General features: G+C 66.3%; 27 protein-coding genes. 17 read left to right on the top strand and 10 right to left on the bottom strand.

All coding sequences use genetic code 11. The features are described 5' to 3' along the window. Nucleotides 1-32: 32 nt before the first annotated feature. The 8 genes from AC1RNN_RS09900 (at nucleotide 33) to AC1RNN_RS09865 (ending at nucleotide 8,455) form a co-directional block, all read left to right on the top strand. Nucleotides 33-251 (top strand): DUF350 domain-containing protein, encoded by a 219-nt coding sequence (locus AC1RNN_RS09900; RefSeq protein WP_493088612.1) that lies wholly within the window; start codon nucleotides 33-35, stop codon nucleotides 249-251. A gap of 11 nt (nucleotides 252-262) precedes the next feature. Next, entirely contained in the window at nucleotides 263-1,822 is a 1,560-nt protein-coding gene (locus AC1RNN_RS09895; protein ID WP_493088610.1) for a polyamine aminopropyltransferase, read from the top strand. A 50-nt stretch (nucleotides 1,823-1,872) separates the two neighbouring features. Next, nucleotides 1,873-2,637 carry a CPBP family intramembrane glutamic endopeptidase gene (locus tag AC1RNN_RS09890; RefSeq protein ID WP_493088608.1) on the top strand — a complete coding sequence of 255 codons (765 nt, stop codon included), beginning with the start codon at nucleotides 1,873-1,875 and terminating at the stop codon, nucleotides 2,635-2,637. Beyond that, nucleotides 2,637-3,098, top strand: coding sequence for a thiol-disulfide oxidoreductase DCC family protein (locus tag AC1RNN_RS09885; RefSeq protein WP_493088606.1), 462 nt, complete (start codon nucleotides 2,637-2,639; stop codon nucleotides 3,096-3,098). Before AC1RNN_RS09890 ends, AC1RNN_RS09885 begins: the two co-directional genes overlap by 1 nt. Then, on the top strand, nucleotides 3,095-3,673 hold the full coding sequence (locus AC1RNN_RS09880) for a DUF4166 domain-containing protein (protein WP_493088604.1): 579 nt from the start codon (nucleotides 3,095-3,097) through the stop codon (nucleotides 3,671-3,673). The genes AC1RNN_RS09885 and AC1RNN_RS09880 overlap by 4 nt, the downstream gene beginning before the upstream one ends. Continuing rightward, nucleotides 3,670-5,292: an FAD-dependent oxidoreductase gene (locus AC1RNN_RS09875; RefSeq protein WP_493088603.1), complete on the top strand. Its 1,623-nt coding sequence runs from the start codon at nucleotides 3,670-3,672 to the stop codon at nucleotides 5,290-5,292. Before AC1RNN_RS09880 ends, AC1RNN_RS09875 begins: the two co-directional genes overlap by 4 nt. A gap of 88 nt (nucleotides 5,293-5,380) precedes the next feature. Beyond that, nucleotides 5,381-7,687, top strand: coding sequence for a penicillin-binding protein 1A (locus tag AC1RNN_RS09870; protein WP_493088602.1), 2,307 nt, complete (start codon nucleotides 5,381-5,383; stop codon nucleotides 7,685-7,687). A gap of 138 nt (nucleotides 7,688-7,825) precedes the next feature. Beyond that, complete coding sequence (locus AC1RNN_RS09865) at nucleotides 7,826-8,455, top strand: PEPxxWA-CTERM sorting domain-containing protein (protein ID WP_493088601.1); 630 nt, start codon at nucleotides 7,826-7,828, stop codon at nucleotides 8,453-8,455. 43 nt (nucleotides 8,456-8,498) lie between these two features. Here the strand turns inward: AC1RNN_RS09865 and speD are convergent, their stop codons facing one another. Both speD and AC1RNN_RS09855 read right to left on the bottom strand, forming a co-directional pair. Then, entirely contained in the window at nucleotides 8,499-8,870 is a 372-nt protein-coding gene (speD, locus tag AC1RNN_RS09860) for an adenosylmethionine decarboxylase (RefSeq protein WP_493088600.1), read from the bottom strand. A gap of 8 nt (nucleotides 8,871-8,878) precedes the next feature. After that, nucleotides 8,879-10,000 carry an NADH:flavin oxidoreductase/NADH oxidase gene (locus AC1RNN_RS09855; protein ID WP_493088599.1) on the bottom strand — a complete coding sequence of 374 codons (1,122 nt, stop codon included), beginning with the start codon at nucleotides 9,998-10,000 and terminating at the stop codon, nucleotides 8,879-8,881. 159 nt (nucleotides 10,001-10,159) lie between these two features. Here AC1RNN_RS09855 and tkt point away from each other — a divergent pair, with 159 nt between their 5' ends. After that, nucleotides 10,160-12,202, top strand: a complete 2,043-nt coding sequence (tkt, locus tag AC1RNN_RS09850) for a transketolase (RefSeq protein ID WP_493088597.1) — start codon at nucleotides 10,160-10,162, stop codon at nucleotides 12,200-12,202. 50 nt (nucleotides 12,203-12,252) lie between these two features. Then, on the top strand, nucleotides 12,253-13,251 hold the full coding sequence (gene gap / locus AC1RNN_RS09845; RefSeq protein WP_493088595.1) for a type I glyceraldehyde-3-phosphate dehydrogenase: 999 nt from the start codon (nucleotides 12,253-12,255) through the stop codon (nucleotides 13,249-13,251). A 42-nt stretch (nucleotides 13,252-13,293) separates the two neighbouring features. Here gap and AC1RNN_RS09840 read toward each other — a convergent pair whose 3' ends face one another. Continuing rightward, entirely contained in the window at nucleotides 13,294-14,223 is a 930-nt protein-coding gene (locus AC1RNN_RS09840) for a LysR family transcriptional regulator (RefSeq protein ID WP_493088593.1), read from the bottom strand. 94 nt (nucleotides 14,224-14,317) lie between these two features. Here AC1RNN_RS09840 and AC1RNN_RS09835 point away from each other — a divergent pair, with 94 nt between their 5' ends. Further along, nucleotides 14,318-15,505, top strand: coding sequence for an MFS transporter (locus AC1RNN_RS09835; RefSeq protein ID WP_493088591.1), 1,188 nt, complete (start codon nucleotides 14,318-14,320; stop codon nucleotides 15,503-15,505). On the opposite strand, the gene AC1RNN_RS09830 is transcribed toward AC1RNN_RS09835, so the two are convergent. After that, on the bottom strand, nucleotides 15,502-16,206 hold the full coding sequence (locus AC1RNN_RS09830) for a Crp/Fnr family transcriptional regulator (RefSeq protein ID WP_493088590.1): 705 nt from the start codon (nucleotides 16,204-16,206) through the stop codon (nucleotides 15,502-15,504). The two genes, AC1RNN_RS09835 and AC1RNN_RS09830, sit on opposite strands and share 4 nt — an antisense overlap. A gap of 119 nt (nucleotides 16,207-16,325) precedes the next feature. On the opposite strand from AC1RNN_RS09830, the gene AC1RNN_RS09825 reads away from it, so the two are divergent. The 5 genes from AC1RNN_RS09825 (at nucleotide 16,326) to AC1RNN_RS09805 (ending at nucleotide 19,476) form a co-directional block, all read left to right on the top strand. Continuing rightward, complete coding sequence (locus tag AC1RNN_RS09825) at nucleotides 16,326-16,856, top strand: Mpo1 family 2-hydroxy fatty acid dioxygenase (RefSeq protein WP_493088588.1); 531 nt, start codon at nucleotides 16,326-16,328, stop codon at nucleotides 16,854-16,856. Continuing rightward, nucleotides 16,853-17,716: a bile acid:sodium symporter family protein gene (locus tag AC1RNN_RS09820; protein WP_493088586.1), complete on the top strand. Its 864-nt coding sequence runs from the start codon at nucleotides 16,853-16,855 to the stop codon at nucleotides 17,714-17,716. The genes AC1RNN_RS09825 and AC1RNN_RS09820 overlap by 4 nt, the downstream gene beginning before the upstream one ends. A gap of 57 nt (nucleotides 17,717-17,773) precedes the next feature. Next, nucleotides 17,774-18,643, top strand: coding sequence for an EamA family transporter RarD (gene rarD / locus AC1RNN_RS09815; protein WP_493088585.1), 870 nt, complete (start codon nucleotides 17,774-17,776; stop codon nucleotides 18,641-18,643). Between the two features lie 101 nt (nucleotides 18,644-18,744). After that, a complete protein-coding gene (locus AC1RNN_RS09810; protein ID WP_493088583.1) occupies nucleotides 18,745-18,951 on the top strand; it encodes a YgaP-like transmembrane domain in 207 nt (68 codons plus the stop codon). Between the two features lie 3 nt (nucleotides 18,952-18,954). Next, nucleotides 18,955-19,476: an RNA polymerase sigma factor gene (locus AC1RNN_RS09805; protein WP_493088581.1), complete on the top strand. Its 522-nt coding sequence runs from the start codon at nucleotides 18,955-18,957 to the stop codon at nucleotides 19,474-19,476. A gap of 43 nt (nucleotides 19,477-19,519) precedes the next feature. Here AC1RNN_RS09805 and AC1RNN_RS09800 read toward each other — a convergent pair whose 3' ends face one another. Further along, nucleotides 19,520-21,046, bottom strand: coding sequence for a PglL family O-oligosaccharyltransferase (locus AC1RNN_RS09800; protein WP_493088579.1), 1,527 nt, complete (start codon nucleotides 21,044-21,046; stop codon nucleotides 19,520-19,522). Nucleotides 21,047-21,188: 142 nt separating this feature from the next. On the opposite strand from AC1RNN_RS09800, the gene AC1RNN_RS09795 reads away from it, so the two are divergent. Continuing rightward, nucleotides 21,189-21,626 (top strand): universal stress protein, encoded by a 438-nt coding sequence (locus AC1RNN_RS09795; RefSeq protein ID WP_493088577.1) that lies wholly within the window; start codon nucleotides 21,189-21,191, stop codon nucleotides 21,624-21,626. Nucleotides 21,627-21,651: 25 nt separating this feature from the next. Here the strand turns inward: AC1RNN_RS09795 and AC1RNN_RS09790 are convergent, their stop codons facing one another. From AC1RNN_RS09790 to AC1RNN_RS09770, 5 genes are all read right to left on the bottom strand, one after another. Then, nucleotides 21,652-22,527 (bottom strand): hypothetical protein, encoded by an 876-nt coding sequence (locus AC1RNN_RS09790; protein ID WP_493088576.1) that lies wholly within the window; start codon nucleotides 22,525-22,527, stop codon nucleotides 21,652-21,654. A gap of 13 nt (nucleotides 22,528-22,540) precedes the next feature. Next, nucleotides 22,541-22,945 (bottom strand): 5-carboxymethyl-2-hydroxymuconate Delta-isomerase, encoded by a 405-nt coding sequence (locus tag AC1RNN_RS09785; RefSeq protein WP_493088575.1) that lies wholly within the window; start codon nucleotides 22,943-22,945, stop codon nucleotides 22,541-22,543. Nucleotides 22,946-23,037: 92 nt separating this feature from the next. Continuing rightward, nucleotides 23,038-24,462, bottom strand: a complete 1,425-nt coding sequence (locus tag AC1RNN_RS09780; RefSeq protein WP_493088574.1) for an MFS transporter — start codon at nucleotides 24,460-24,462, stop codon at nucleotides 23,038-23,040. Next, entirely contained in the window at nucleotides 24,459-24,812 is a 354-nt protein-coding gene (locus AC1RNN_RS09775) for a GFA family protein (protein WP_493088572.1), read from the bottom strand. Before AC1RNN_RS09775 ends, AC1RNN_RS09780 begins: the two co-directional genes overlap by 4 nt. A gap of 11 nt (nucleotides 24,813-24,823) precedes the next feature. Beyond that, nucleotides 24,824-25,234, bottom strand: a complete 411-nt coding sequence (locus tag AC1RNN_RS09770) for a VOC family protein (RefSeq protein ID WP_493088571.1) — start codon at nucleotides 25,232-25,234, stop codon at nucleotides 24,824-24,826. Nucleotides 25,235-25,237 lie beyond the last annotated feature (3 nt).

Here is a 25,237-nt window from a genome sequence, read left to right as displayed (position 1 = left end):
TCGCGCCTCCAACGCTAGGCGTATTTAAGGAGATGACCATGGAATGGCTGAAACCGGATGTGGTGTTGGGCTCGGTGCTGTATGCCGTGGTGGGGGTGCTGATCTTCTGGATCAGTTTCATCATCATTGACAAGATCACGCCCTACAACCTGTGGCTGGAGATTGTGGAGAAGCAGAACAAGGCGCTGGCCCTGGTGGTGGCCGCCATGTCGCTGGGCATCTGCATCATCGTGGCAGCTGCCATCCATTGAAGACGGATGTTTTGAAACCGCGGGCGCAGCATCCCGGACCGCGCCCGGTCGAGGTCGCGCTGCTGGTCTCGGTGTTTGTGGTGGCCGCCTGCGGCCTCGTCTACGAACTAGCCGCTGGTGCGCTGGCCTCCTACCTGCTGGGCGACTCGGTGCTGCAGTTCAGCACCGTCATCGGGGCCTACCTGTTTGCCATGGGCATAGGTTCCTGGCTATCGCGCTTCTTCGAGCGCCAGCTGCCCGCTCACTTCTTGCGTATTGAATTGATGGTGGCCCTCGTCGGTGGTGCGCTGCCAGCTACGCTTTTCATAGCGCATGCCTGGTTGCCAGGGGCTTTCCGCTTTGTGCTTTACGCCCTGGTCCTGCTGGTGGGGACGCTGGTGGGGCTGGAGATTCCGCTGGTCATGCGCATCCTCAAGCGCAATGTAGCGCTCAAGGATCTGGTCTCGCAGGTGCTGACCTTTGACTACCTGGGCGCACTCGCCGTGTCGGTGGCGTTTCCGCTGGTGCTGGTGCCCAAGCTGGGGCTGGCGCGCACCGGGCTGCTATTCGGCCTCATGAATGCGGCTGTGGCCGTGTGGGCCCTGTGGCTATTCCGGCACGAGCTGCGCCGCTTTGCCGCCCACGCCTGGGCTTGTGCGGCCACGCTGGCCGCGCTGGGTGCCGGCATGTTGGCGGCCGACCACATCACCACCTGGGCTGAAGACAAGCTCTACCAGGACAAGGTGGTCATCGCCCAGACCACGCCTTACCAGCGCATCGTGCTCACCCATGCACCCGGCGAGGGCCGCGTGGGCTACCGCCTGTTCCTCAATGGCAACCTGCAGTTCGCCCAGCGCGACGAATACCGTTACCACGAGGCCCTGGTACACCCGGCCATGGCGGCGTTCTCGGCCAGCGGCGCTGCGCCCAAACGTGTGGCCGTGTTGGGAGGGGGCGATGGCATGGCGGTGCGCGAGATCCTCAAGTTCCCTGGCGTGGAACAGGTCACGCTGGTGGAGCTGGACCCGGCCATGACCACCCTGTTCAGCCAGACGCCGGAGTTGGTCGCGCTGAACGGTGGCTCGCTGCAATCGCCCAAGGTGAAGGTGGTGAATACCGACGCCTTCACCTGGCTGCAGGGTACGGACGAGATATTCGATGTCCTCATCGTGGACTTCCCCGATCCCACCAACTTTGCCGTCGGCAAGCTGTTCACCAGTGCCTTCTACGCCTTGCTGGACCAGCATCTGGCCGCCAGCGGCTACGCGGTGGTGCAAACGACCTCGCCCCTGATCGCGCGCAAGAGTTTTTGGACCGTGGTGACCACCATCGAGTCCGTGGGCCTGACAGCCACGCCCTACCACGCGCATGTGCCCAGCTTTGGCGAATGGGGCTTTGTGCTGGCCAGCCGCCGCCCTTGGCGCATGCCCACCGCCCTGCCTGCCGGCTTGCGCTTTCTGAATGTGCCCAGCCTGCCCCTGCTGTTCGAGTTTCCGCAGGACATGGCCCGCGTGCCCACCGAGGTGAACCGCCTTTCCAACCAGGTGTTGGTGACGACCTATGAAGAGGAATGGGGGCGCGTGGCGAAATGACACCGGACCCGAAAACTCCCCCGGAGAGACACGAAAAATTCCCCAGCGCGGTGGAGTCCGTCTTTCTGTTCCTGGCCCTGTTTCTGGCCGAGTACGTGCTCTGTCTGGTGCTGTACGACCTGCGTTCCCTGCTGGACCTGAGCCAGTCGCAGCTGATGGCGCTGGTCATGGTGCTGGGCAATGGCCTGGTCCTCAGCGCGCTCCTGCATATCAAGGGCATGAGCTACCGCAGCTTGCTGCATCCGTCGACCACATCGCTCTGGGCGACCACCGTGTTTCTCGTGCCGCTGGTGGTCTTGCTCATGCCGGCCATGCTGCTGGGCCTGAGTAGCCTGGTCGAATGGGTGGAAATGCTGTTTCCCCTCTCGAATGCGGAGAGGGCCATGTTCTCCCAGATGGACGGACAGGATCTGGCAGTGGCGCTGGCCGTCTGCGTGCTCGCGCCAGTGGTGGAGGAAATGCTGTTCCGGGGCGTGGTGCTGCGCAGCTTTCTGCGGCAGTACGACCGTCGCCAGGCCATCTGGGGCTCTGCGCTGCTGTTCGGTGTGGCCCATCTCAATATTTACCAGTTCGTCGTGGCCTTGGGCATGGGGCTGGTGCTGGGCTGGTTGTACGAGCGCAGCCGCTCCCTGATCCCCTGCATTGCGCTGCACGCGGCCTACAACACGGGGGCCATGGTGTTGGGCGCGGCGCTGGGCGATGCCAGCGATGCGTCCCTGATGTCTGTGCCGGCATCTGCTTGGTGCGCGGCATTGGGTGCCGCTCTGCTGGCCACGCTGGTGCTGCGGCGCCTGCTGGGGAAGGCGGCGACATGATGCAGCCCGCCTATAGCTACCGCAGCGACGCCCGCGTGCCGCCCTTTGCCGATGACAAGCCCGTCATCGTGTTTGATGGCCATTGCGTGCTGTGCTCGGGCTGGGCCAACTTCGTTCTGAAGCACGACAGGCGCAGGGTCTACCGCCTGCTGGCTGCGCAGACTCCCTTGGGCCAGGCGCTGTACGCGCACTACGGTTTGGGTGGTGACGATTACCAGAGCAACCTGTTGATTGCCTCGGGCCAGGTCTTCATCAAGTCCGAAGGCAGCATCCGCATGGCGGAAGGCCTGGGTTGGCCCTGGCGTGCTGCGGGGCTGCTGCGTGCGCTGCCGCTGCCTTGGCGCGACGCGCTGTACAGCTGGGTGGCACGCAACCGCCTGCGCTGGTTTGGCCGGCAGGAGGTTTGCTACCTGCCCCGGCCGGAAGACGCGGATCGCTTTGTGGCGGGGGACGCACCGTGATCCCGCAAGACCCAAGCGGCGCCAGCGTGTTCCAGTGTGTGCTGGGCAGCGCGTTTGCGCAGCTGGCCCCGGCCGTGCAGCGCGGGCACCAGCCGGGTGCGGCTTTGCTGCTGTCAGGTCAGGCTTCGGTGCGGCGTGGTTCGGGTTTGCTGGCGCGCTTCTTATGTGGGCTCATTGGCTTCCCGGTGGAGGGCGACGCCGTCCCGGTCACGGTGCACATGCAGACACAAGGCGGCGGGGAACGCTGGCAGCGGTGTTTCGGCGTACAACGCTTCGAGAGCCGGTTCCGTGCCGGCCAGGGCGCGCAGCAGGGCTTGCTGGTGGAGCAGTTTGGCCTTTTGCGCTTCCACATCGCACTGGCGGTGGTGGACGGCGCTCTGCACTGGACGGTGCGCAGCGGCGCCCTGGGTTTCATTCCCCTGCCCGCCCTGTTGCTGCCCAGCGGGGACAGCCGGGAATACGAATCAGATGGGCGGTTTCATTTCGAGGTCGAGGTGGCGCACCCGCTGGCGGGGCGCATCGTGCAGTACCGTGGCTGGCTGGAGCCCACGGACACCGTACCGGCCATTCCGTGAAGCGCCGTCACTTTCTCGCTGCCGCAGCGCCCTGGCCCCTGTCGGGCTGTGTGCCGTCCAAGACGGACACCGCGCACATCGCCGGCGGTTTTACCGGTATAGACCACGCCCGCGGCCACCGGCTGCGCGACACCTCAGCCTGGCCGGCGCCCGCGGTTACACGCCGCGTGCACACTGTCATTGCCGGGGGTGGCGTCGCCGGGCTGGCAGCCGCGCGGTCCTTGCGCCTGCGTGGGCTGGACGACTTTGCCCTGCTGGAGCTGGAAGACAGCGCGGGCGGCAACGCGCGCGGCGGATCGGTGGGCGGCATCGTCTGCCCGCTGGGCGCGCACTACCTGCCCCTCCCGACTGACGACGCGCCCGAGGTGCAGCACCTGCTGGAAGAACTGGGCCTGCGCCAGCGTGTGGCCGGGCGCTGGCAGTACGACGAGCGCCACCTCTGCCACAGCCCGCAGGAGCGCCTGTTTTTCCAGGGCGCCTGGCAGGACGGACTGCTGCCCGTGCAGGGCGTGGGCGAGTCCACGCTGGCGCAGTACCGCCGCTTTGCCGCGCTGGTGGAGCAGGCGCGGACGGCCGTGCACTGGAGCATTCCTGCGAAAAATTCGCCCTCAGCCCCCATCAAACGTGCGCTGGCAGCTATGACTTTTATAGCGTATCTGGAGCAAAACGGCCTGACCGATCCGCACCTGCGCTGGTACCTGGACTACTGCTGCCGCGACGACTACGGCGCCGGCATCGCCACCGTATCGGCCTGGGCCGGCATCCACTACTTCGCCAGCCGCCACGGTTTCCACGCGCCAGGCACGGAGAGCGTGGAGCGCGAAGGCCTGCTCACCTGGCCCGAAGGCAATGCCTGGCTCACACGCCGCCTGGCTGCGCCGTTGGGCGATCGGCTGCGCACCGGCTGCGTGGTGCTACGCGTGGCCCAGAGCCGCCAGGGGATAGAGGTGGATGCCTTCAATTCCGGGACCCAGCAAGTGGAGCGTTGGCAGGCGCAGCAGGCCGTGGTGGCCCTGCCCCTCTTCATTGCGGCGCGCGTGGTGGAGGGCGCGCCGGACTTCCTGCGCCAGGCGGCGCAGCGCATAGTCTACGCGCCCTGGCTGGTGGCCAATCTCCACATCCGCGAGCCGCTGTTCGACCGGCCTGGTCCCGCGCCCAGCTGGGACAACGTGATCTACAGCGAGGCCGGTGGTGGTCTGGGCTATGTGGACGCGCAGCACCAGAGCCTGCAGCCCGTACCCGGCGCCACCGTGCTCACCCATTACCGCGCGCTGGGGGATGTGGCGGGCAGTCCGGCGGCCGGGCGCAAGCTGCTGCTGGAGCAGCCCTGGGCCACCTGGCGCGACACCATCGTGACCGAGCTGTTCGTGGCCCACCCCGACCTGGCCGCCAAGACCACGCGCATGGACATCACCCGCTACGGCCACGCCATGGCCGTGCCAGTGCCGCGTGTTGATGGTCAAACAGGCCACTGGCCCGCGTGGAATATGCGCAAGCAGCTCTCAAAAAAAGAGCGATTCAGCCTGCGTCACGGGCGTCTAAGCTACGCCCACAGCGACTGGGCGGGCTATTCGGTGTTCGAGGAAGCCTTTGCGCTGGGCCACTGGGCCGGGGCCTGAGCAACCACTTGAAACACTTGTGACACGGCCCCCCGCGCGGCCTGCGCGGCCGACCTGCCCATAATCCGCCCTCAGTACTCTCTTTCCTATGCAAACCAAATCCTGGGGCCCCTGGCCCATGCGCGTACTCAAAGCCGGCCTGCTGGCGGCGGTTCTGGGCGTGCTGTTTCTGCTGGCAGCGGCGGCATTTTTCTACCCGCAGCTGCCTGATACGTCCTCGCTCTCCAACTACCAGCCCAAGCAGCCCCTGCGCGTGCTCACGGCCGATGGTGTGCCCATTGGCGGTTTTGGCGCGGAGCGCCGCGTCTACCAGCGCATTGACCAGATCCCCGCCCTCATGAAAGACAGCCTGCTGGCGGTGGAAGACTCCCGCTTCTACAGCCACGGCGGCTTGGACCCGATTGGCGTGGCGCGCGCGTTGGTGGCCATCGTCACCGGCGGACGCATGCAGGGCGCCTCCACCATCACGCAGCAGGTGGCGCGCACCTTCTTCCTGAGCCGCTCGCGCACGCTGGAGCGCAAGCTCAAGGAAGCCATGCTGGCCTACAAGATCGAGTCTCAGCTCAGCAAGGACCAGATCCTGGAGCTCTACATGAACCAGATCTACCTGGGCGCGCGCTCCTACGGCTTTGAGGCCGCGGCGCAAACCTACTTTGGCAAGACGCTGGCGGCGCTGACGCCGGCCGAATGCGCCATGCTGGCCGGCCTGCCGCAGAACCCCTACTTTGCCAACCCCATCCAGAACCTGGACCGTGCCCGCGCCCGCCAGATCGTAGCGCTGGGGCGCATGCGCTCGCAGAACGTGATTGACGGCGGCCAGTACGCCGCCGCCCTGCTGGAAAAACTGGTGGTGCGCAAGCCCAATGACGTGGATGTGCACGCCGAATACGCCGCCGAAATGGTGCGCCAGCAGGTCTACGCCCAGTACGGCGAGCTGAGCTACACCACCGGCCTCAACGTCACCACCACGCTGCGCTCTGCCGACCAGCAAGCCGCCTACAAGGCCCTGCGCCGTACGTTGATCGAGCATTCGCTGCGCCAGGTCTGGCGCGGCCCGGAAGGGCAGGAAAGCTTGGCCGAATCCCTGAAGGATGAGAACCCCGCCGTCGCCCAGGCCCTGGCCGACTATGACGACGACGAAGACCTGCGCCTGGCCATCGTCACGCGCGCCAGTAGCAAGTCGGTCACCGTGGTGCTGGCCTCGGGCGAAGTCATCACCATCGAAGGCACGGGCCTGCGCCCGGCCCAGAGCGGCCTGGCCGACAACGCGTCGGCCAAGTTGCGCGTTCGCCGCGGGGCGGTGTTGCGCGTGCTGCAACAGGGCAAGACCTGGAGCCTGGTGCAATGGCCCGAGACCGAGGGCGCCATGGTCGCCATGGACCCTGCGAACGGGCAGATCCGCGCGCTGGTGGGTGGCTTCGATTTCCACCGTAACCAGTTCAACCACGTCACCCAGGGCTGGCGCCAGCCCGGCTCCAGCTACAAGCCCTTCATCTACTCCGGCGCGATTGAGAACGGCATGCAGCCCGAAAGCCTGGTCATGGACGCGCCACTGGAGAACGTTGGCGATTGGGCCCCCGAGAACGACGACGGCAGCGCCGACGGCCCCATCACCCTGCGCCACGCGCTGGCGCGCTCCAAGAACCTGGTGTCCATCCGCCTGATGCAGCTGCTCTCGCCCCAGGGCGCGCGCGACTGGACTAGCCGCTTCGGCTTCGACCCCGAGCGCCAGCCCGCCGACCTGACCCAGGCCCTGGGCACGGGTTCCACCACACCGCTGCAACTGGCCGGTGCCTACGCGGTGCTGGCCAACGGCGGCTACCGTGTCAGCCCGCTCTTGATACAGCGTATTGCGCGCGCCAGCGGCGAGGTGGTGTTCGAGGCCCCGGCCCCGGTGGTGGACGAAAGCCAGCGCGCCATCCCCGCACGCAATGCCTTCATGGTCTCTACCCTGCTGCAGGAAGTCACGCGCAGCGGCACGGCCGCGCGCGCGCAGGCCACGCTCAAGCGCCCCGACCTGTATGGCAAGACCGGTACCACCAACGATGTGGTCGACGCCTGGTTCGGCGGCTACCAGCCTGGGCTGGTGGCGGTGGTCTGGGTGGGTTACGACACGCCACGCAGCCTGGGCTCGCGCGCCTCGGGCTCCGCCCTGGCCTTGCCCGCCTGGATCGACTACATGGCCGTGGCCCTCAAGGGCGTCCCGGTGCAGGAAGTGCAGCCGCCTGAGGGTGTGGTGCGCTCGGGCAGCGAATGGCGCTACAGCGAATGGGGCTGGGGTGGTTTCATCACCAGCCTGGGCGTGGACGGCCAGGTCATCAGCCCGGCGCTGCAGGTGCACCCCACCTGGGAGAGTGCATCGGCCCCTCCACCGGCGGCAGCGCCAGCTCCCTGAACGCTGCACAGAGCCCGAAAGTGTGATTTTTCTCACGCAAGAGGCGGGCGATTCGTCCGTTTGACCCGCGGTTTGCGGTTGCGCCTGCCTAAAATCGCGCTTTCGGCCTGCCGCAGGCCCGCGCTAACCAAGGTTTTCATGAAAAAGATCGCCATCGCCGCCGTTCTGGCCGCCAGCTCCTTTCTCTCCGCCCACGCTGCTTCCATCAGCGGCCTGGTCAACACCGGCAGCTTTGCCAGCGGTTCGCAAGACACCAATTACGTGCTCAACGGTTCCGGCTTCGGCTACGTGAGCTATGACAACACCTGGCCCATCAACCCCTGGGTGGCCAACACCAGCGACTCCAAGTGGATCACGCCCACGGCCAGCCAAGGCCAGTCGCTGGATCCTCTGACCAACGGCACCTACACCTGGACCCTGAATTTCAACCTGACGGGCTACAACGCCAGCACCGCCAGCTTCGCTGGCCAGTTTGCCGCCGACAACGCTGCCATCGTCAAACTCAATGGCGTGACCATTGGCACCTCCAGCGGTTTCACGTCCTATTCCAGCTTTGGCGCCAACAGCGGCTTCAATGCAGGCGCCAACACCCTGGAATTCGTGCTGACCAATTACGCCCAAAGTACTGGCAACCCGGCCGGTCTGCGCGTCGAGTTCCTGCAGTCCAACGTGGCCGCTGTTCCCGAACCCGAAACCTACGCCATGCTGCTGGCCGGCCTGGGCCTGATTGGTGCCATCGCCCGCCGCCGCACACAGCGCAAGGCCTGATCGTTACCACGGTCGCAAAAAAGGGAGCCTCTGGCTCCCTTTTTTATTGCCCGCGCAGCAACTGGTGTCGGTGCACCTGTGCCGCATCAAAGTGCTGCAGCAGGGCTTCCAGCAAGGCCTGGGCCTTGGTGCTGTGGTCGCCACCAAAATTGCACACATACACATCCAGCGTCACGGCGCGCTGCTCGGGCCAGGTGTGCACGCACAGATGCGACTCGGCCAGCAGCACCGTGGCAGTCACGCCGCCGGGCCCCTGCGCCGTGCCGGGAAAGGTGTGAAACAGCTGGCCTACAGCCTGCAGCCCGGCGGCTTCCACCGCTTGCACGCAAAAGGCACCCAAGGCCTCGGCCTGGGTCAGGCAGTCCATGGCGCAGCGACAGCCATGCAAATCCGCGGTCAGGTGCAGCCCCTGCATGTTGTGACTCAGCGCCCGCCCACCTTCACGGCGCCAAACACATGCTGCGCTTCGCGTGGCAGGCTGCGCCAGTACACCGGGTAGGCCTCCACCTGCGCGCCTAGCGCGGCAGCGGCCTGCCAGCCCCAGCGCGGCTGGTACAGAAAGGCGCGCGCCAGGCCGGCCAGGTCGGCCTCGCCGCTTTGAAGAATAGCCTCAGCCTGGTGTGGGTCCGTGATCAGGCCCACGGCGATGGTCAGCAGCCCGCTCACCTCGCGGATGCGCTGGGCAAAGCCCACCTGGTAGTTGGGACCCAGCACGATCTTTTGCTGTGGTGACACCCCGCCGCTGGACACATGGATGAAGTCGCAACCCAGGCCCTTGAGTCGCTTGGCGTATTCGGCGCTTTGTTCCACATCCCATGCACCTTCCAGCCAGTCGGTGGCAGAGAGGCGCAGGCCCAGCACGCCGTCATACACAGCGCGCACTGCGGCAAACACTTCGAGCGGGAAGCGGATGCGGTTCTCGAAATTACCGCCGTACGCGTCATCGCGCTGGTTGGCGATGGGCGACAGGAACTCGTGCAGCAGGTAGCCGTGTGCGCTGTGTACCTCAATGGCTTCGATGCCCATGCGTTGGGCACGCAGGGCCGCGTCCACAAAGCCCTGTTTGATACGCGCCATGCCGGCCGCGTCCAGCGCCTTGGGCGGCGCTTCGCCGGGCAGCTGCGGCAGGGCGGAGGGGCCGAAGGTCTCCCAGCCGCCCTGTTCGGCCGACAGCAGCTGCCCGCCATGCCAGGGGATGTCGCTGGACGCCTTGCGCCCTGCGTGGGCGAGCTGGATGCACACCGGCACCTTGGGCGCAATGGCGCGGGCCCGCTGCAACGTGTTTGACAGCGCAGCCTCGGTGGCGTCGTCCCACAGGCCCAGGCAGGCTGGCGTGATGCGGCCCTCGGGCAGCACGGCGGTGGCCTCGATGGTGAACATGCCAGCACCACCGTTGAGGAGGTTGGCCCAGTGCATCAAGTGCCAGTCGGTGGCGCGGCCGTCTGTGGCCTGGTACTGGCACATCGGCGCGATGACGATGCGGTTGGGAAGCGTGAGCCCTCCGCGCGGCGAAGGAAGGGTCAGGGGAGTGAAAAGCAGGCTCATGCACAAAAGCATAGCCCATGGGTCAAATTCCGTACGGTACCGGCACGTAACGCTCGCAAAGCGCGCCCCGGTAAAATCGGGGAAGTTTCTCGCTTCTCATCCTTTCCCAACCTTTTCCCGGAGTTGCCCCGCATGGCCCCCACCCCCAATACCCTGAACATGGCAAATGCCATTCGCGCACTTGCCATGGACGCAGTGCAACAAGCCAATTCCGGCCACCCCGGTGCCCCCATGGGCATGGCGGACATGGCCGTGGCCTTGTGGGGCGAACACCTGAGCCACAACCCCGCGAACCCCCACTGGGCCAACCGCGACCGCTTCATCCTCTCCAACGGCCACGGCTCCATGCTGATCTATGCGCTGTTGCACCTGACCGGCTACAAGCTGCCCATCAATGAGCTGAAGAACTTCCGCCAGCTGCACAGCAAGACCCCGGGTCACCCCGAATTCGGCTACACCGCCGGCGTGGAAACCACCACCGGCCCGCTGGGCCAGGGCATCACCAATGCCGTGGGCTTTGCGCTGGCTGAAAAGCTGCTGGCCAAGGAGTTCAACCGCGAAGGCCATACCGTGGTGGACCACCACACCTATGTGTTCATGGGTGACGGCTGCCTCATGGAAGGCATCAGCCACGAAGCCGCCGCACTGGCCGGCGCCTGGAAGTTGGGCAAGCTGATTGCCCTGTACGACGACAACGGCATCTCCATCGACGGACAGGTCGCTCCCTGGTTCATCGACAACACCGCCCAACGCTTTGTGGCTTACGGCTGGAACGTGATCGGTCCCGTGGATGGCCATGACGTGGCTGCCGTGTCCGCGGCGATTGCCGAAGCCAAGAAGACCGAAGACCGCCCCACGCTGATCATCAGCAAGACCCACATCGGCAAAGGAAGCCCCAACCGCGCCAACACCTCCAAGGCCCACGGCGAACCCCTGGGTGCCGAAGAAATCAAGCTCACCCGCGAAGCCATCGGCTGGAGCCACGCGCCCTTCGTGATTCCCAAAGAGGTCTACGCCGACTGGGACGCCAAGGAAAAGGGTAAGGCTGCGGAAGCCGCCTGGAACGACAAGTTCGCCGCTTACAAGGCCGCCTTCCCCGAGCTGGCCAAGGAATTCCTGCGCCGCATGAAGGGTGATCTGCCCAAGTCCTTCGTGCAGACCGCTGTGGACACCGTGATCGCTGCCCACCAAAAGGGCGAGACGGTGGCCAGCCGCAAGGCCAGCCAACTGGCGCTGGAATCCTTCACCGCCGCGCTGCCCGAGCTGCTGGGCGGCTCGGCCGACCTGACCGGCTCCAACCTCACCAACACCAAGAGCACGCCCAACCTGCGCTTTGACGCGCTAACCGGCGCTGTGGTGACCAACGACGCTGGCCAAGGCGGCCGCCACATCAACTACGGCGTGCGCGAATTCGGCATGGCCGCCATCATGAACGGTGTGGCCCTGCATGGTGGCTTCATCCCCTACGGCGGCACCTTCCTCACCTTTAGCGACTACAGCCGCAATGCCATCCGCATGGCCGCGCTGATGAAGCTGCGCGTGGTGCATGTGTTCACCCACGACTCCATCGGCCTGGGCGAAGACGGCCCCACCCACCAGTCCATCGAGCACGCCGCCAGCCTGCGCCTGATCCCCAACCTGGACGTGTGGCGTCCGGCAGATACGGCAGAAACTGCCGTGGCATGGACTGTGGCCCTGCAGAACAAGGCCAAGCCCACTGCGCTGCTGCTGAGCCGCCAGAACATTGCCTACATTGCCAAGGGCGACTCCGCTGTGGCCCCTGATGCTTCCGGCCTGGACGCCATCAGCAAGGGTGCATACGTGTTGGCTGAGCCCGCAGACGCTGGCATCAAGAAGAAGGCCCAGGCCGTCATCATCGCCACCGGCTCCGAAGTGCAATTGGCCATTGCCGCGCAAAAGGTATTGGCTGAGCGCAAGATCGCCGTGCGCGTGGTCTCCATGCCCTCCACCACCACCTTCGACCTGCAAAGCGCCGAGTACAAGTCTGCCGTGTTGCCCGCCGGCCTGCCGCGCGTGGCGGTCGAAATGGGCTCCACCGGTGGCTGGTGGAAGTACGGCACCGCAGCGGTTGTCGGTCTGGATACGTACGGTGAATCCGCGCCCGCACCGGTATTGTTCAAGCACTTTGGGTTCACCGCGGACAACGTGGCTGACACCGTAGAAAAAGTGCTGCGCAAGTAAGTAATTCTGGTTTCTGTGTCCTACGATTTTTTAATTGAAGAGAGAAGCAAATGACAATCAAGATTGGTATCAACGGCTTTGGCCGCATCGGCCGCATGGTGTTCCGCGCCGCCATTCAGAACTTCAACGACATCGAAATCGTTGGCATCAACGACCTGCTGGAGCCTGACTACCTGGCGTACATGCTGCAGTACGACAGCGTGCATGGCCGCTTCAAGGGCGACGTGTCGGTGGACAACGGTGTGTTGATCGTGAACGGCAAGAAGATCCGCCTGACGCAAGAGCGTGACCCTGCGAACCTGAAGTGGGCCGACGTCGGTGCCGACATCGTGGTCGAATCCACCGGCTTGTTTCTGACCAAGGAAACCGCCCAGAAGCACATCGACGCCGGTGCCAAGAAGGTCATCCTGTCGGCTCCCTCCAAAGACGACACCCCCATGTTCGTCTACGGCGTGAACGACAAGACCTACGCTGGCCAGGCCATCATCTCCAACGCGTCCTGCACCACCAACTGCCTGGCCCCCCTGGCCAAGGTGATCAATGACAAGTTCGGCATCAAGCGCGGCCTGATGACCACCGTGCACGCTGCCACCGCCACGCAGAAGACTGTGGACGGACCAAGCAACAAAGACTGGCGCGGCGGCCGCGGCATTCTGGAAAACATCATTCCTTCCAGCACCGGCGCAGCCAAGGCCGTGGGCGTGGTGATTCCTGAGCTGAACAAGAAGCTCACCGGCATGGCTTTCCGCGTGCCCACCAGCGATGTGTCGGTGGTCGACCTGACTTGCGAACTCAACACCGCTGCCACCCTGGCTGAAATCAATGCCGAGCTGAAGGCGCAATCCGAAGGCGCGCTCAAGGGCGTGCTGGGCTACACCGAAGACAAGGTGGTGGCCACCGACTTCCGCGGCGACAGCCGCACTTCCATCTACGACGCGGAAGCCTCCATCGCCCTCGACGGCACCTTCGTCAAGCTGGTGAGCTGGTACGACAACGAATGGGGTTATTCCAACAAGGTATTGGAAATGGCCCGTGTCGTGGCCAAGTAAGCCAACCGTGCTTCCCCAAAAACGCGCCTTTGGGCGCGTTTTTTATGGGCGTTGCACCAGCAACTCGCCCGGCAGCGCCTGGGGCAGACCGGCGCGTATGACTTCTAAAAAACGGCGCAGCTTGGCCGGGTAGAAGCGGGCGTAGGGGTAGAGCAGGTACATGGGCAGGGGCGTGGCGCTCCAGGCCGGCAGCAGGTGTAGCAGCTGGCCCCGGGCAATGTCCTCTTCCACCGCCCAGGCTGAGGCCACGCAGACACCCACGCCTAGCAGCGCCGCATTGCGCAGCGCAAAAAGGCTGTCGGTCACCATGCGCGGTTGCAGGGCCAGGCGTTGCTCGGCCTCGCTGGTGTGGTGCAGGGTGATGTCATTGCGATAAAAGGTGCGCAGCGCCAGCCAGGGCAGGGCGCCCAGCTCGCTGGGGTGCTGCGGCAGCGTGGTGCCCGCCATCAAGGCCGGTGCGGCCACCACAATGCGCGGAATCTCGGCAATCTTCACGGCCACCACCGAGGGGTCTTCCACGGCCCCCACGTGGATGGCGCAGTCGATGCCATCGGTGATGAACTCGGGCGTGCGGTCGTGCAGCAGCCATTCCACCGCCACGCGCGGGTGGCGGCGCAGGTAATCGGCCAGCGGCCCCACCAGTTGTTGCTGGCCGATGGCGTGGGGCACGACCACGCGCAGCGTGCCCTCGGCCACCTCGGTGCTGCCGCGCAGGTCGGCCTCGAATGCATCCCAGTTGCCCAGCAGCTCCCGCGCCCGGGCGTAGCAGCGCTCGCCCTCTTCGGTCAGCTTCATGGCGTGGGTGGAACGCTGCAACAGGCGTATGCCTAGCGACCGTTCCAAGGCCTGCAGACGACGGCTCACCGTGGGCTGCGTGGCGCCCATCTGCTGGGCTGCAGCCGAGAGGCTTCCCGCCTCCACGATGCGCACAAAGGTTTGCATCAGCTCAATCCGGTCGGGCACGGTCTTCATGCGTCAAGCGTATAACAATTCTGCCTAACGTGGGTGTTCCCAGAAGTTCTACGCCAAAAGACACTTGCGTACCGTCAAAAACAAGGGTTTTCGCATGTCTACCATTTCCATTGCGCATAAGCAGGCGCCTGCGGCCTTGCCGGCTGTTCTGCTGTTCCTGCTCGCTACCGGCGCCGGCCTGGGCGCGGCCACGCTGTACTACGCCCAACCCATGCTGGGCGTGCTGGGCGGCGAATTCCAGGCCACGCCGGGCGCCATTGGCCTGGTGCCCACACTCACCCAACTGGGATACGCGTTGGGCATCCTGCTGCTGGCCCCCCTGGGAGACCGCTTCGACCGCCGCCGCATCATCTTGGGCAAGGCGGCCGCCCTCACCATGGCCCTGCTCACGGCGGCTGTTGCGCCCTCACTGGGCGTGCTGCTGGTGGCCAGCCTGGCTGTGGGCTTGGCGGCCACGCTGGCGCAGGACATCGTGCCTGCCGCAGCCACTCTGGCCCCCGAGGCCGAGCGCGGCCGCATGGTGGGTACGGTGATGACCGGGCTGCTCATGGGCATTCTGCTCTCGCGGGTGGTCAGCGGCTGGGTAGCGGAGCAGTGGGGCTGGCGCGCCATGTTTGTGCTCGCGGCCGGCAGCATCGCACTGCTGGGGCTGGCTGTGTGGGCGCGCCTGCCGCGCTTTGTGCCCACCACCAGCCTGGGCTACCTCGCCCTGCTGGGCTCGCTGCTGACCCTGTGGCGTCGCCACCCCGCGCTGCGCCGAGCCGCGTTGGCGCAGGGCCTGCTGAGCATTGGCTTCAGCGCCTTTTGGTCCACGTTGGCGGTGATGCTGCATGCCGCGCCTTTCCATCTCGGCAGCAGCGCGGCTGGCGCCTTCGGGTTGGCGGGGGCGGCTGGCGCGCTGGCGGCGCCGCTGGCCGGTCGGGTGGCCGACCGCAAGGGGCCGGAGCTGGTGACCCGTCTGGGCGCAGCCTTGGTGGCGGGTGCTTTCCTGGCCATGGCCTTGGGTGGCAATCATTTGTGGCTGATTGCATTGGGGGCGGTGGTGTTCGACCTGGGCGCGCAGGCCGCGCTGATTGCCCACCAGTCCATCGTCTACAGCATCGAGCCTGCCGCACGCAGCCGCCTCAACGCCGTGCTGTTCGTGGGCATGTTCACCGGCATGTCCAGCGGCGCGCTGCTGGGCAGTGTGGTGCTGGGGCAGTGGGGTTGGCAGGGCGTGTGTGTGCTGGCCCTGGGCTCAGCACTGGCCGCACTGGTGGTGCGCCTGCGCCGCGCAGCTTAACTGCACAGCGCGCGCAGCGCTGGCAGGTCCAGGATTTCCAGTTCGCCGCGCTGCAGGCGCAGCACGCGGCGGCTCTTGAGTTCGTTGAGGATCTGGTTGGTGGTCTGGCGCGAGACACCAATCATCAGCGCCAGCTCCTCCTGCGTGATGGCCAGCACCCGGCGGGTACTGCCGTCCTCGGTGCGCTGGCCGTAGCCTTGGGCCATGCCCACCAGCCGGCGCGCCAGGCGCAGCGGAGCGCTCAGCACGGTTTGCTCCTCCATGCTTACGAAGGCGATGCGCAGCTTGTCGGCCATCAGCACAGCCAGGTCGCGCCAATGCGCGGGGTGGGCCTGCAGCCAGGCCAGCAGTTCTTCGTGTGGCACCTGTAGCACGGTGCTGGGTTCGGCAGCATGGGCGTGGTGGGTGCGAGGCGAGCCATCGAACACCGAAATCTCGCCAAACCACTGCGGCGGCGTCAGCACCACCAACAGCGCCTCGCGTGCGTCATTGCGCTGCCCGCCCTGGCCCGAGATGCGGATGCCGCCAGCCACCAGCGCGTACAAACCGCATGGCGCGCTGTCGCGCAGGAACAGTGCATCGCCAGCCTGCAGCGTGCGCACCTTGGCCATCTGCAGCAGCGCCTGCGCAAATTCGGAAGGCAGCTGGGCGAACCAGCGGCCGGACTGGAGCACAGGGAGGTAGCGCAAGGGATCGGGCATGGGCGCGAAGCTGGGGTTTATACGGATGACGCAATTTGTGTCGGGTACCCGACAGACATGACCCCGAGGCTAAGCCCATCATGGGGCTTCGTCAATCCACAGAAGAACAGGAGACCGCCATGAAGACCCTTACCGACCACCTCGCCCAATACGCGGCCTACCACCAGGACCACCGCAACGTCGTCACCCACTTTGTGGGCATTCCCATGATCGTGCTGGCCGTCACCATCCTGCTGGCGCGTCCCACGTTCCTGATGCTGGGCGGGCTGGCTGTCACGCCGGCCTTGCTACTGGCCGTGCTGGTCAGCATCACGTTCTACCTGCGGCTGGACCTGCGCTTTGGGCTGGCCATGGCCGCCGAGCTGGCCCTCAGCGTCTGGCTGAGCCAGTGGTTTGCCGCCATGTCCACCGCCGCCTGGCTGGGCTGGGGCGTGGGCCTGTTTGTGGTGGGCTGGGCCATCCAGTTCCTGGGCCACTACTACGAGGGCAAGAAGCCCGCGTTCGTGGATGACCTGGTGGGCCTGCTGGTCGGTCCCCTGTTCCTCACTGCCGAAGTCGCCTTTGCCCTGCACCTGCGCCAGGACCTGAAGGCAGAAATCCAGCGCCGCTTGGGCACCGCACCTGCTGCACCCGTGGGTGCGGCCGCATGAACTTCACCGCGATCCTGCCCAATCTGCTGCTGATCGCGCTGGCCCTGGTCATGTTTGGCCTGGGCCTGTCGCTGTCGCTGCAGGACTTTGCCCGCCTGCGCGAGCAGCCGCGTGCCGTGGTCCTGGCCCTGCTGATCCAGATGCTGCTGCTGCCCGCCGTGGCCTACGGGCTCATCGTTGGCCTGCAGGTGCAACCGGTCTATGCCGTGGGCCTGATGCTGCTGGCGGCTTCGCCCGGCGGCGTGTCGGCCAACCTGTTCAGCCACCTGTTTGGCGGCAATGTGGCGATGAACATCTCGCTCACTGCCGTCAACACCGTGCTCTCCATCGTCAGCCTGCCGCTGATTGCCAACTGGGCCATCGCCAGCTTTGTGCAGACCGGCCAGGTGGTGCCCCTGCAGTTTGGCAAGGTGTTCGAGGTGGTGGGCGTGATCCTGCTGCCCGTGGCCATCGGCATGGTGGTCAGCAGCAAGCGCCCCGCCTTTGCCGCGCGCATGGGCAAGCCCATGAAGATCTTCAGCGCCCTGGTGCTGGCGGCCTTCTCGGTGATAGCCATTGCCAAGGAATGGACGGCGCTGACCGAATCCTTCAGCAGCCTGGGTCCGGTGGTGCTGGCTTTCAATCTGGCCAGCCTGCTGGCGGGCTACTACCTGTCGCGTGCGGCGGGGCTGGACAAGTCCATGGCCACGGCGGTGAGCTTCGAGATCGGCATCCACAACTCCACGCTGGCCATTTACGTGGCGCTCTCGGTGCTGGCCAACTTCCAGCTGGCCCTGCCGGCTGCCATCTACTCGGTGAGCATGTACCTCACCGCCACGGCCTTCGGCCTGCTGGTACTGCGCCGCAAAAACCCGGGCTGAGCGCCCGGCCGGGTGGACGGGTAAGCTAGCGGCCCGTTCACCCTCTCTCCCCTTTTCATGCAGCTCGGCGTTTTGTACGCGGCCCTGGCCTATGTGGCCTGGGGCCTGTTCCCCGCTTTCTTCAAACAGCTCACCGCCGTCAATGCGTTCGAGGTGGTGATGCACCGCACCGTCTGGTCGCTGGTGTTCCTGCTGGGCGTGCTGGTCTGGCGCAAGCACTGGGCCTGGTTGGGTGCCGTGTGGCGCACGCCGCGTGTGCTGGGCGCCTTCGCGCTCTCGGCCCTGCTGCTGGCGGCCAACTGGTGCACCTATGTCTGGGCGGTGCAAAACGCCCATGTGCTCGACGCCAGCCTGGGTTACTTCATCCTGCCGCTGGTGAGCGTGGCGCTGGGCTATGTGTTTCTGCATGAGCGCCCGCGCCCCGGCCAGTGGCTGGCCGTGGCTGTGGCGGCCGCCGGTGTGCTGTGGCTGACCGTGCGGGCCGGGCGCCTGCCCTGGGTGGCGCTGGTGTTGGCCCTGACCTTTGGCTTCTACGGTCTGCTGCGCAAGATCGGCGCGCTGGGTGCGCTCGAAGGCCTCACGCTGGAGACGCTGGTGCTCAGCCCCGTGGCGGCGGTGTGCCTGGTCTGGTGGACGGTCCATGGTCAGGGCGCCTTTGTGGAGGCTGACGCGCGCACCTTGGGCTGGCTGCTGCTGGGCGGGCCGCTCACCGCCATTCCCCTGCTGCTGTTCGCGGCCGGCGCACGCCGCGTGAGCCTGGCAACCATGGGCCTGCTGCAGTACATCTCGCCCACGCTGCAGCTGCTGCTGGGCGTGCTGCTCTACAACGAGCCCTTTGCCGGCCCGCGTGTGGTGGGCTTTGTGCTGATCTGGGCTGCGCTGGTGGTCTACAGCCTGGAAGGCTGGTGGAACAGCCGCCGCGCCTGAGGCCGGAAAATTTTTTTATGCAGTCCGCGAATCCAATGCGCACTTTGCCGCCTCTAGTGGGGTGGGAATGTTCCCGTGTATGGATCGCAAAGGAAACTGCAATGTCTGCTTGGTATGTCAAAAACGTCCCCGTCTGGGAGCGCGTGTTGCGTGTGGTGGTGGGGCTGGGCGGTGGCGTCGCTGCCGTCTTGCTGGTGCCCGGCGCGCTGGGTTGGGGCTTGGGTGCGGCCGTGGCGGGGTTTGCCGTGACCGGCCTGGTCGGTTACTGCCCCATGTGCGCCATGGTGGGCCGCAAGCCGGTGGGCTGAGCCATGGCGCTGCTGCCCGAAGGTGCACAGGTGCTGCAGCTGGCCCACGCCGGCGACCCAGCCGCGCTGGACACGCTGCTGCGCCTGAGCCGCCCCGACATCCGCCGCTACGCGCAGCGCCACTGCCTGGTCAGCGACGTGGACGACGCGGTGCAGGAGGCGCTGCTGGTGCTCTCGCGCAAGCTGCAGGCGGTGCGCACGCTGGCGGCGTTTTCGGGCTGGCTGTTCCAGGTGGTCAAGCGCGAGTGCCGCCGCCTCGGGCGCCAGGCCTTCGCCTACGACCCCTGGGACGAGGCCGCGGTGGAGGCCTGGGCCGCCCGCCACAGCGACGACGCGTTGCGCCTGGACCTGGCTGCCGCGCTGGCCTCGCTGCCGGCCAACTACCGCGAGATCATCCTGCTGCGCGACCTGGAGGAATGCACCATCGCCGAGATCGCGGCCCAGCTGAACCTGAGCGTGCCCGCCACCAAAAGCCGCCTGCACCGGGCGCGCACGCTGACGCGCGAATACCTGCTGGCGAGTTGATGGTTAAAAGTGCCTCTAGCCCCCATGGATAGTGCGCTAGCAGCTACCAAATCAGTAGCAAATCAGGGTGCTCTTTGAGTGCTTCGCCGTAGATGGTCTGCCACTGCGCGCGGATATGGCCGGTGGTGGCATCGTCGCGGCCCAACAGCCGGGCACTCTCCAGCAGCACACCGATCACCTTGGGTTCTGGCGAATAATGCAGGCTCTGCAGTGCATCGGCGTAGAGGCTGGCTGCATTGGCTGGCGTGGGCGTGGTGGTGGTGACACGGGCAAAGCGCACAGCTTCCCGGAACAGCCAGGAGCCCTGCACCTTGGCCAGCGTGTCCTCGCGGTAGGCGGCGGCGCGCTCAGTCTGCGGCAGGTAGAGCTGGCTGACGCGCCAGTAGTCCCAACCGGCGTAGGCCATTGCCGCCAGCAGCCAGACCGCTGTCCCCAGACCCAGGCTGCGCAGGACGCTGCGCTGGTGGACCGGCGCGGCGCCAGGCCAGAGCAATGCCACGCTCAGCACGGCGGCCAGCTGGAAGGGGCCGTACCACAGCGGGTACTCCAGCAGGCTGTGCAACAGGATGATGGACAGGGCAGCCCAGGCCAGTTGCCGGGCCGGGTCGGCCTCGCGCCAGGCGCGCGCGCGCACCACCAACCACAGGGCGCCGCCGCACAGCAGCAGTGCCGCCGGCAGGCCCAGCTCCACCGCCAGGTGCAGCGGCAGGTTGTGCGCGTTGTCCAATAGCTGGCAAAAGCGTTCGCCGCGGTAGGGTGTCATGAAGTGGGCAAATTTCAGTTCGCCCCAGCCCCAACCGCCCCAGGGTTTGTGGGCAATCAGCTCCAGCATGTTGTGCCACAGCACGCTGCGGTCGCCACAGCCCGAGTCTTCGTGAAAACGCTCCAGCGCATTGCTGCCGGCCATGCCGGTGCGCCACTCCAGCGTTTGCGGCAGCAGCAGTGCCGCCAGCAGGTAGGCCAGCACGGCGACGGCGCTCCAGACCAGCAGCGCGCGCGCGCGCTGGCGCCGCCACAGCAGGGCCAGCAGCAGCACGGCGCCCCACTGCAGCGCGCCGGTGCGCGAGCTGCTGGCGGCATTGCCCAGCGCCAGCAGCAGCACGGCCAGCCCCGCAGCCGCCTGTTGCCAGCGCAGGCGCGGTGTGCCGGTGTGCAGCAGGTAGAGCAGGGCGACCAGCCCCAGGCTGGTGAGCGAGGCGAACTGGTTACGCTGGCGCAGGTTGGCGTAGGCCAGGCCGGCGTCGGTGGGGCTGATCCAGGGTGCCAACGGCGCGGCCACGCCAAAGTACTGCAGCAGCCCCGCCCAGGCGCTCAGCAGCGCCGCCGCCAGCCAGGCCCAGGCCAGGCTGTGCACCAGCGTGCGCAGGGGCTGGGCCGCACCCCATAGCGACCAGCCCGCCAGCAATGCCGCCGCACAGGCCAGCGACAGCAGGCGCTGCACCATCTCCGGGTTGGGTCCCCAGGTAAAGGGGCTCACCCAGGGCAGCAGCATCGCCAACAACACCAGCCACCACCAGGCTGTGGGCCGGACCGGGCCGGCGGAAACAGGGAGGTGGGTGGGGTGCTGCATAAGCGCCTATTGTCCGAAGTTTTATGCCCTGTTTCGGGGCGCCGTGTGCAGGCGGGCCGCCCCTGTTGCCAGCGCGGGCAAATCCGCCTATACCTGAGGCAGGGCTGCGCCGCAGTCTGTCCATCGTTGGAAGGAGGTCACCATGTACAAGCGCATTGTGTTGGCGTATGACGGATCGCCCAGCGGGCAACAGGCCCTGCTGGATTGCCAGGATCTGGCGCAGTGGTCGCAGGCCGAACTCACGCTGGTGGCGGTATTGCCATCGCAGGTTACTTTCGCGGCAGCCGAGGGTGGCATTTATGACAGCAGCCTCATGGAGCGTGAGAAGGAGGCCATGCAGCGCGTGCTGGACGATGGCATCGCCCGCCTCAGCCAGGCCGGTCACCAGGCCAGCGGCGTGCTGCTGGTGGGCGACACGGTGGACGAGATCTGCCGCCATGCTACCGACGTAGGCGCCGATCTCATCGTCGTGGGCCACCGCCATCTGGACAGCTGGGCCGCCCGCTGGTGGAAGAGTCCGCTGTCCAAGGCCCTGATCGCACACGCACCCTGCAGCGTGCTGGTGGCCATTACACGTTGAGACGCGCTGAGGGCGCAGGGCGGTCTTAGCTGCCGCGCCAGCAGTTGGCGGAGGGGTTGAGCGGGTTGTGCACCCAGTACTCCATGCTGCCGCCCAGGTGGACCACGCCGCTGAGGCTTGCGGCCTCCACCACGCGGTAGCCCGCGCCCAGGGCTTGGGCGCAAACGGCATCGGCCTCTGCGCGTGTGGCCAGGCTGTTGCCGCGGTAGTCGGTGGGCGTGGCGGCAATCTCCTGGCGGCGGCTGTTGCCTTCGTCCACCAGCGTGGCGCATGCCAGGGGGCGTGGCGTGACGCAGCTTTGCGGCTGCACGCACTGGAAGCCGCACTGGTTGAGGTCCTGGGCCGTGGCCGGCACCACGACCACGCTGCCGGTGGGCGTGCCAGGCGCCAGTGCCGTACCGGAGGCGCTGTGCACCGGCGGCAGCGTCGCCAGCACCTGCGCATTGGAATCCAGCTGCGCGGGCACGTCGGCCACCGATTTCAGCACCTCGGCCCGGCACACGCGGCCCACCTGGACAGGCGAGGCCTCACTCACGCAGTCGTAATAGATACCCGTTGCATTGCGCACGATGGGCACATAGCGCAGCCGCACCGCGCGCCCGTCCACCTTGGCGTCCAGCTCCACCAGCAGCGTGCTGTCGGCCTGCAGTACCCAGCGTTTCACGCCGCTGTGGGCGGGGATGGCGGGCAGCGCCAGATCACCGGCCGCGGCCGGTTTCTGCTGCTTCAGAAAATGGGTGTGCAGCGGCTGCATCAGTTGGGCCAGGTCGCGGGCCTGCCAGGCCTCGTAGCGCTCCAGGTTGATGCGCGATGTCTCGCCGCCCAGCCGCGACCAGCTGAAGAAAATCAGCAGCGGCACGGCCACCGCCAGCAGCAAACCCCAACCGCGCATGCGTCCCATGGTGCGGTGCCGCTCAGGCCTTGTTGAACAGGGGATGCAGGGTGCTGTGCTTGCCGTCAAACACTTCGTGGCCCTCGTCCACCTGTAGCGTAATGCCCAGTGGCTTTTGCGCCAGCAGGGCGGCAAAGTGCGTGCCCACCGCAGCGGTGAGTGCGTCGCCCATCTGCTTCTGCACCGCCGGACTGCGCCCGCGCGCAATGCGCAGGTTCAGGTAGACAAAGCCATAGTCGCCCTTGCCATCGGCCACCGCATAGTGCGCCGCCGGGTAGGCCAGTACGCGCACGCCGCCGGTGGGGAAGACCTGTTTGCCGTTCTCGTCGCGCTGCGCCAGCATGGTGTCGGCCATGGTGCGGCACAGGGCCGACATGTCGGTCTCGCGGTCCAGGTTGGCGGTGTAGAGGATGACCAGATGCGGCATGCAGCCTTCTTTCGCGGTGATGAATGAAAGAGGCCATTGGCCCCGTGGAATCTGCGCAAGCAGCTCCTGAAATCATAGCGCGAAAGGCGGCATCAATGCGCAGCTGTCGGGGCCACCCCCGGGCTCGCCGGCCGCAGCCACCACACCAGGGCTGCTGCCAGCGCCGCAATCACCGCACCTGCCCAGAAGGCCAGCTGGTAACCGCCGGCCAGCGCAGTGGCCGCATCGGCCCCGGCGGTGCGCAGGCTGCTGCTGCGCGCGTCTGCCAGGCTGGCCAGAATCGCCAGGCCCAGCGCACCGCCCATCATGAAGGCGGTGTTGAGCACGCCCGACGCCAGACCCGAGGCATCGCTGTCCACGCCTTCCATGGCAATGAGTAGCAGCGGGTTCAGCGCCATGCCGGCGCCCAGGCCCAGCAAGAGCATGCCGGGCAGCACGTCGCGCCACAGATCGCCTTGCACCGGCGCCGGCGCAAACAGGGTCAGGCCGAGGGCCGCCAGCAGCAGGCCCACAGCCAAGGGCGCGCGGGCACCCCAGCGCATCACCATCTTGGCCGAGAGGCCCAGCGAAAACGCCGCCATCAGCAGGTTGGAGGGCAGAAAGGCCAGGCCCACCTGCATGGCGCTGTAGCCCTGCACCAGCTGCATGTACAGCGCCGACACAAAGAACCAAGCAAACATGCCTGCCGACCACAGCATGCCGATGACCGCTGAGATCGACAGGTTGCGCAGCCGGAACAGGCCTAGCGGCACCAGCGGCGCGATCACGCGCGACTCGATGCCCAGAAACAGCAGCAACAGCGCCACCGCACTGCCCAGCAGGCCCAGCGTCTGCCCCGAGCCCCAGCCCGCTGCATTGCCGCCCACGATGGCATACACCGCCAGCATCAGCGCGGCGGTGATGCTCAGCGCGCCCGCCACGTCCAGCCGCTGTGGCGCGTGGTCGCCACCACCCGCAGGCAGCAAACGGGTGCAGGCCACATAGATGGCCACGCCCACGGGCAGGTTCACCAGAAACACCCAGTGCCAGTTCAGCGCGCTGGTGAGTAGGCCGCCCAGCAGCACGCCCACGCTGCCGCCTCCGGCGCAGACGAAGCCGTAAAAGCCCATGGCCTTGGCACGGTCTGCCGGCTCGGTAAAGAGGTTCATGATCAGCGAGAGCGCCACCGCAGACACCACCGCCCCGCCCATGCCCTGCACGGCACGCGCGGCAATCAGCATCCACTGCGTGGTGGACAGGCCGCAGGCCAATGACGCTAGCGTGAACAGCACAATGCCCGCCAGAAACAGCCGGCGGTGCCCGTACAGATCGCCCAGGCGTCCACCCAGCAGCAGGCAGCCGCCAAAGGTCAGCATGTAGGCATTCACCACCCACACCAGCGCCGTGTCACTGAAGCGCAGGTCGGCCTGCATGGAGGGCAGGGCCACGTTCACGATGGTCGTGTCCAGCACGATCATCAGCTCGCCCAGGCATAGCAACACCAGGGCGGGCCAGCGTTTGTCGGGGCCCACGCTCACCGCGAGCGCCCGTCGTAGTGGTGTACCGGGATGTCGTAAATGTCCACGCCTTCCAGGCAACGCACATTCACCGCCGCCATGGGTTTGCCCTCGGGGTCGGTGGCCTCGCCAAAGGGATGCATGCCGCAGGTGGGGCAGAACTGGTGGCGGATCACATGTTTGTGGAAGGTGTAGGTGCGCATGTCTTCCGGCGGTGTCAGAAGCTGTAGTTGGGTACGTGGCACAAACCACATCAGTGTGCCCTTGCGCTGGCAGATGGAGCAGTTGCAGTCCACCACGCCGGTGAGCTCACCCTGCACCGCGAAGCGGATCTGCCCGCAATGGCAGCTGCCTTGGTAGGTCTGGTTCATTCGGTTTCCTTTCAGGGGGCAATCACCATCCAGCCCACGCCAAACTGGTCTTCCAGCATGCCAAAGGCGGGCGACCAGAAGGTCTTGCCCAGCGGCATGGTGACTTTGCCACCGGGCAGCAGCGCCGCAAAGCGCTGTGCGGCTTCTTCCGGATTGGCCACTGCCAGCGAGAGGCAAAAGCCCTTGAAGCTGGGCGGCGTGTTGCTGTTGCCATCCGACAGCATCAGCATCGTTCCGCCGATCTGCAGGTTCGCGTGCATCACCTTGTTGTCAAAGCCTTCCGGGATCGCACCCGGCGGCGGTGGGTCCGGCGCATCTTTCATGCGCATCAGAAACGTCACCTCGGCGCCCAGCGCCTGTTGGTAGAAGGCGATGGCTTCATCGCAGCGGCCATTGAGGAACAGATACGGTTCGACTTTCATGGA

Source organism: Rhodoferax sp. GW822-FHT02D07, assembly GCF_058802405.1.
Note: the sequence above shows the minus strand (reverse complement) of the source record. Positions and strands in the feature narration are given on the sequence as shown.

Coding starts and splice junctions, on each gene's coding strand:
- AC1RNN_RS09840 (WP_493088593.1), bottom strand. CDS start 14,223: ATGAAGACCGTGCCCGACCGGATTGAGCTGATGCAAACCTTTGTGCGC.
- AC1RNN_RS09835 (WP_493088591.1), top strand. CDS start 14,318: ATGTCTACCATTTCCATTGCGCATAAGCAGGCGCCTGCGGCCTTGCCG.
- speD (WP_493088600.1), bottom strand. CDS start 8,870: ATGCAGGGGCTGCACCTGACCGCGGATTTGCATGGCTGTCGCTGCGCC.
- AC1RNN_RS09830 (WP_493088590.1), bottom strand. CDS start 16,206: ATGCCCGATCCCTTGCGCTACCTCCCTGTGCTCCAGTCCGGCCGCTGG.
- AC1RNN_RS09820 (WP_493088586.1), top strand. CDS start 16,853: ATGAACTTCACCGCGATCCTGCCCAATCTGCTGCTGATCGCGCTGGCC.
- AC1RNN_RS09785 (WP_493088575.1), bottom strand. CDS start 22,945: ATGCCGCATCTGGTCATCCTCTACACCGCCAACCTGGACCGCGAGACC.
- AC1RNN_RS09800 (WP_493088579.1), bottom strand. CDS start 21,046: ATGCAGCACCCCACCCACCTCCCTGTTTCCGCCGGCCCGGTCCGGCCC.
- AC1RNN_RS09770 (WP_493088571.1), bottom strand. CDS start 25,234: ATGAAAGTCGAACCGTATCTGTTCCTCAATGGCCGCTGCGATGAAGCC.
- AC1RNN_RS09790 (WP_493088576.1), bottom strand. CDS start 22,527: ATGGGACGCATGCGCGGTTGGGGTTTGCTGCTGGCGGTGGCCGTGCCG.
- AC1RNN_RS09795 (WP_493088577.1), top strand. CDS start 21,189: ATGTACAAGCGCATTGTGTTGGCGTATGACGGATCGCCCAGCGGGCAA.
- AC1RNN_RS09885 (WP_493088606.1), top strand. CDS start 2,637: ATGCAGCCCGCCTATAGCTACCGCAGCGACGCCCGCGTGCCGCCCTTT.
- AC1RNN_RS09825 (WP_493088588.1), top strand. CDS start 16,326: ATGAAGACCCTTACCGACCACCTCGCCCAATACGCGGCCTACCACCAG.
- AC1RNN_RS09805 (WP_493088581.1), top strand. CDS start 18,955: ATGGCGCTGCTGCCCGAAGGTGCACAGGTGCTGCAGCTGGCCCACGCC.
- rarD (WP_493088585.1), top strand. CDS start 17,774: ATGCAGCTCGGCGTTTTGTACGCGGCCCTGGCCTATGTGGCCTGGGGC.
- AC1RNN_RS09900 (WP_493088612.1), top strand. CDS start 33: ATGACCATGGAATGGCTGAAACCGGATGTGGTGTTGGGCTCGGTGCTG.
- AC1RNN_RS09870 (WP_493088602.1), top strand. CDS start 5,381: ATGCAAACCAAATCCTGGGGCCCCTGGCCCATGCGCGTACTCAAAGCC.
- tkt (WP_493088597.1), top strand. CDS start 10,160: ATGGCAAATGCCATTCGCGCACTTGCCATGGACGCAGTGCAACAAGCC.
- AC1RNN_RS09775 (WP_493088572.1), bottom strand. CDS start 24,812: ATGAACCAGACCTACCAAGGCAGCTGCCATTGCGGGCAGATCCGCTTC.
- AC1RNN_RS09865 (WP_493088601.1), top strand. CDS start 7,826: ATGAAAAAGATCGCCATCGCCGCCGTTCTGGCCGCCAGCTCCTTTCTC.
- gap (WP_493088595.1), top strand. CDS start 12,253: ATGACAATCAAGATTGGTATCAACGGCTTTGGCCGCATCGGCCGCATG.
- AC1RNN_RS09810 (WP_493088583.1), top strand. CDS start 18,745: ATGTCTGCTTGGTATGTCAAAAACGTCCCCGTCTGGGAGCGCGTGTTG.
- AC1RNN_RS09855 (WP_493088599.1), bottom strand. CDS start 10,000: ATGAGCCTGCTTTTCACTCCCCTGACCCTTCCTTCGCCGCGCGGAGGG.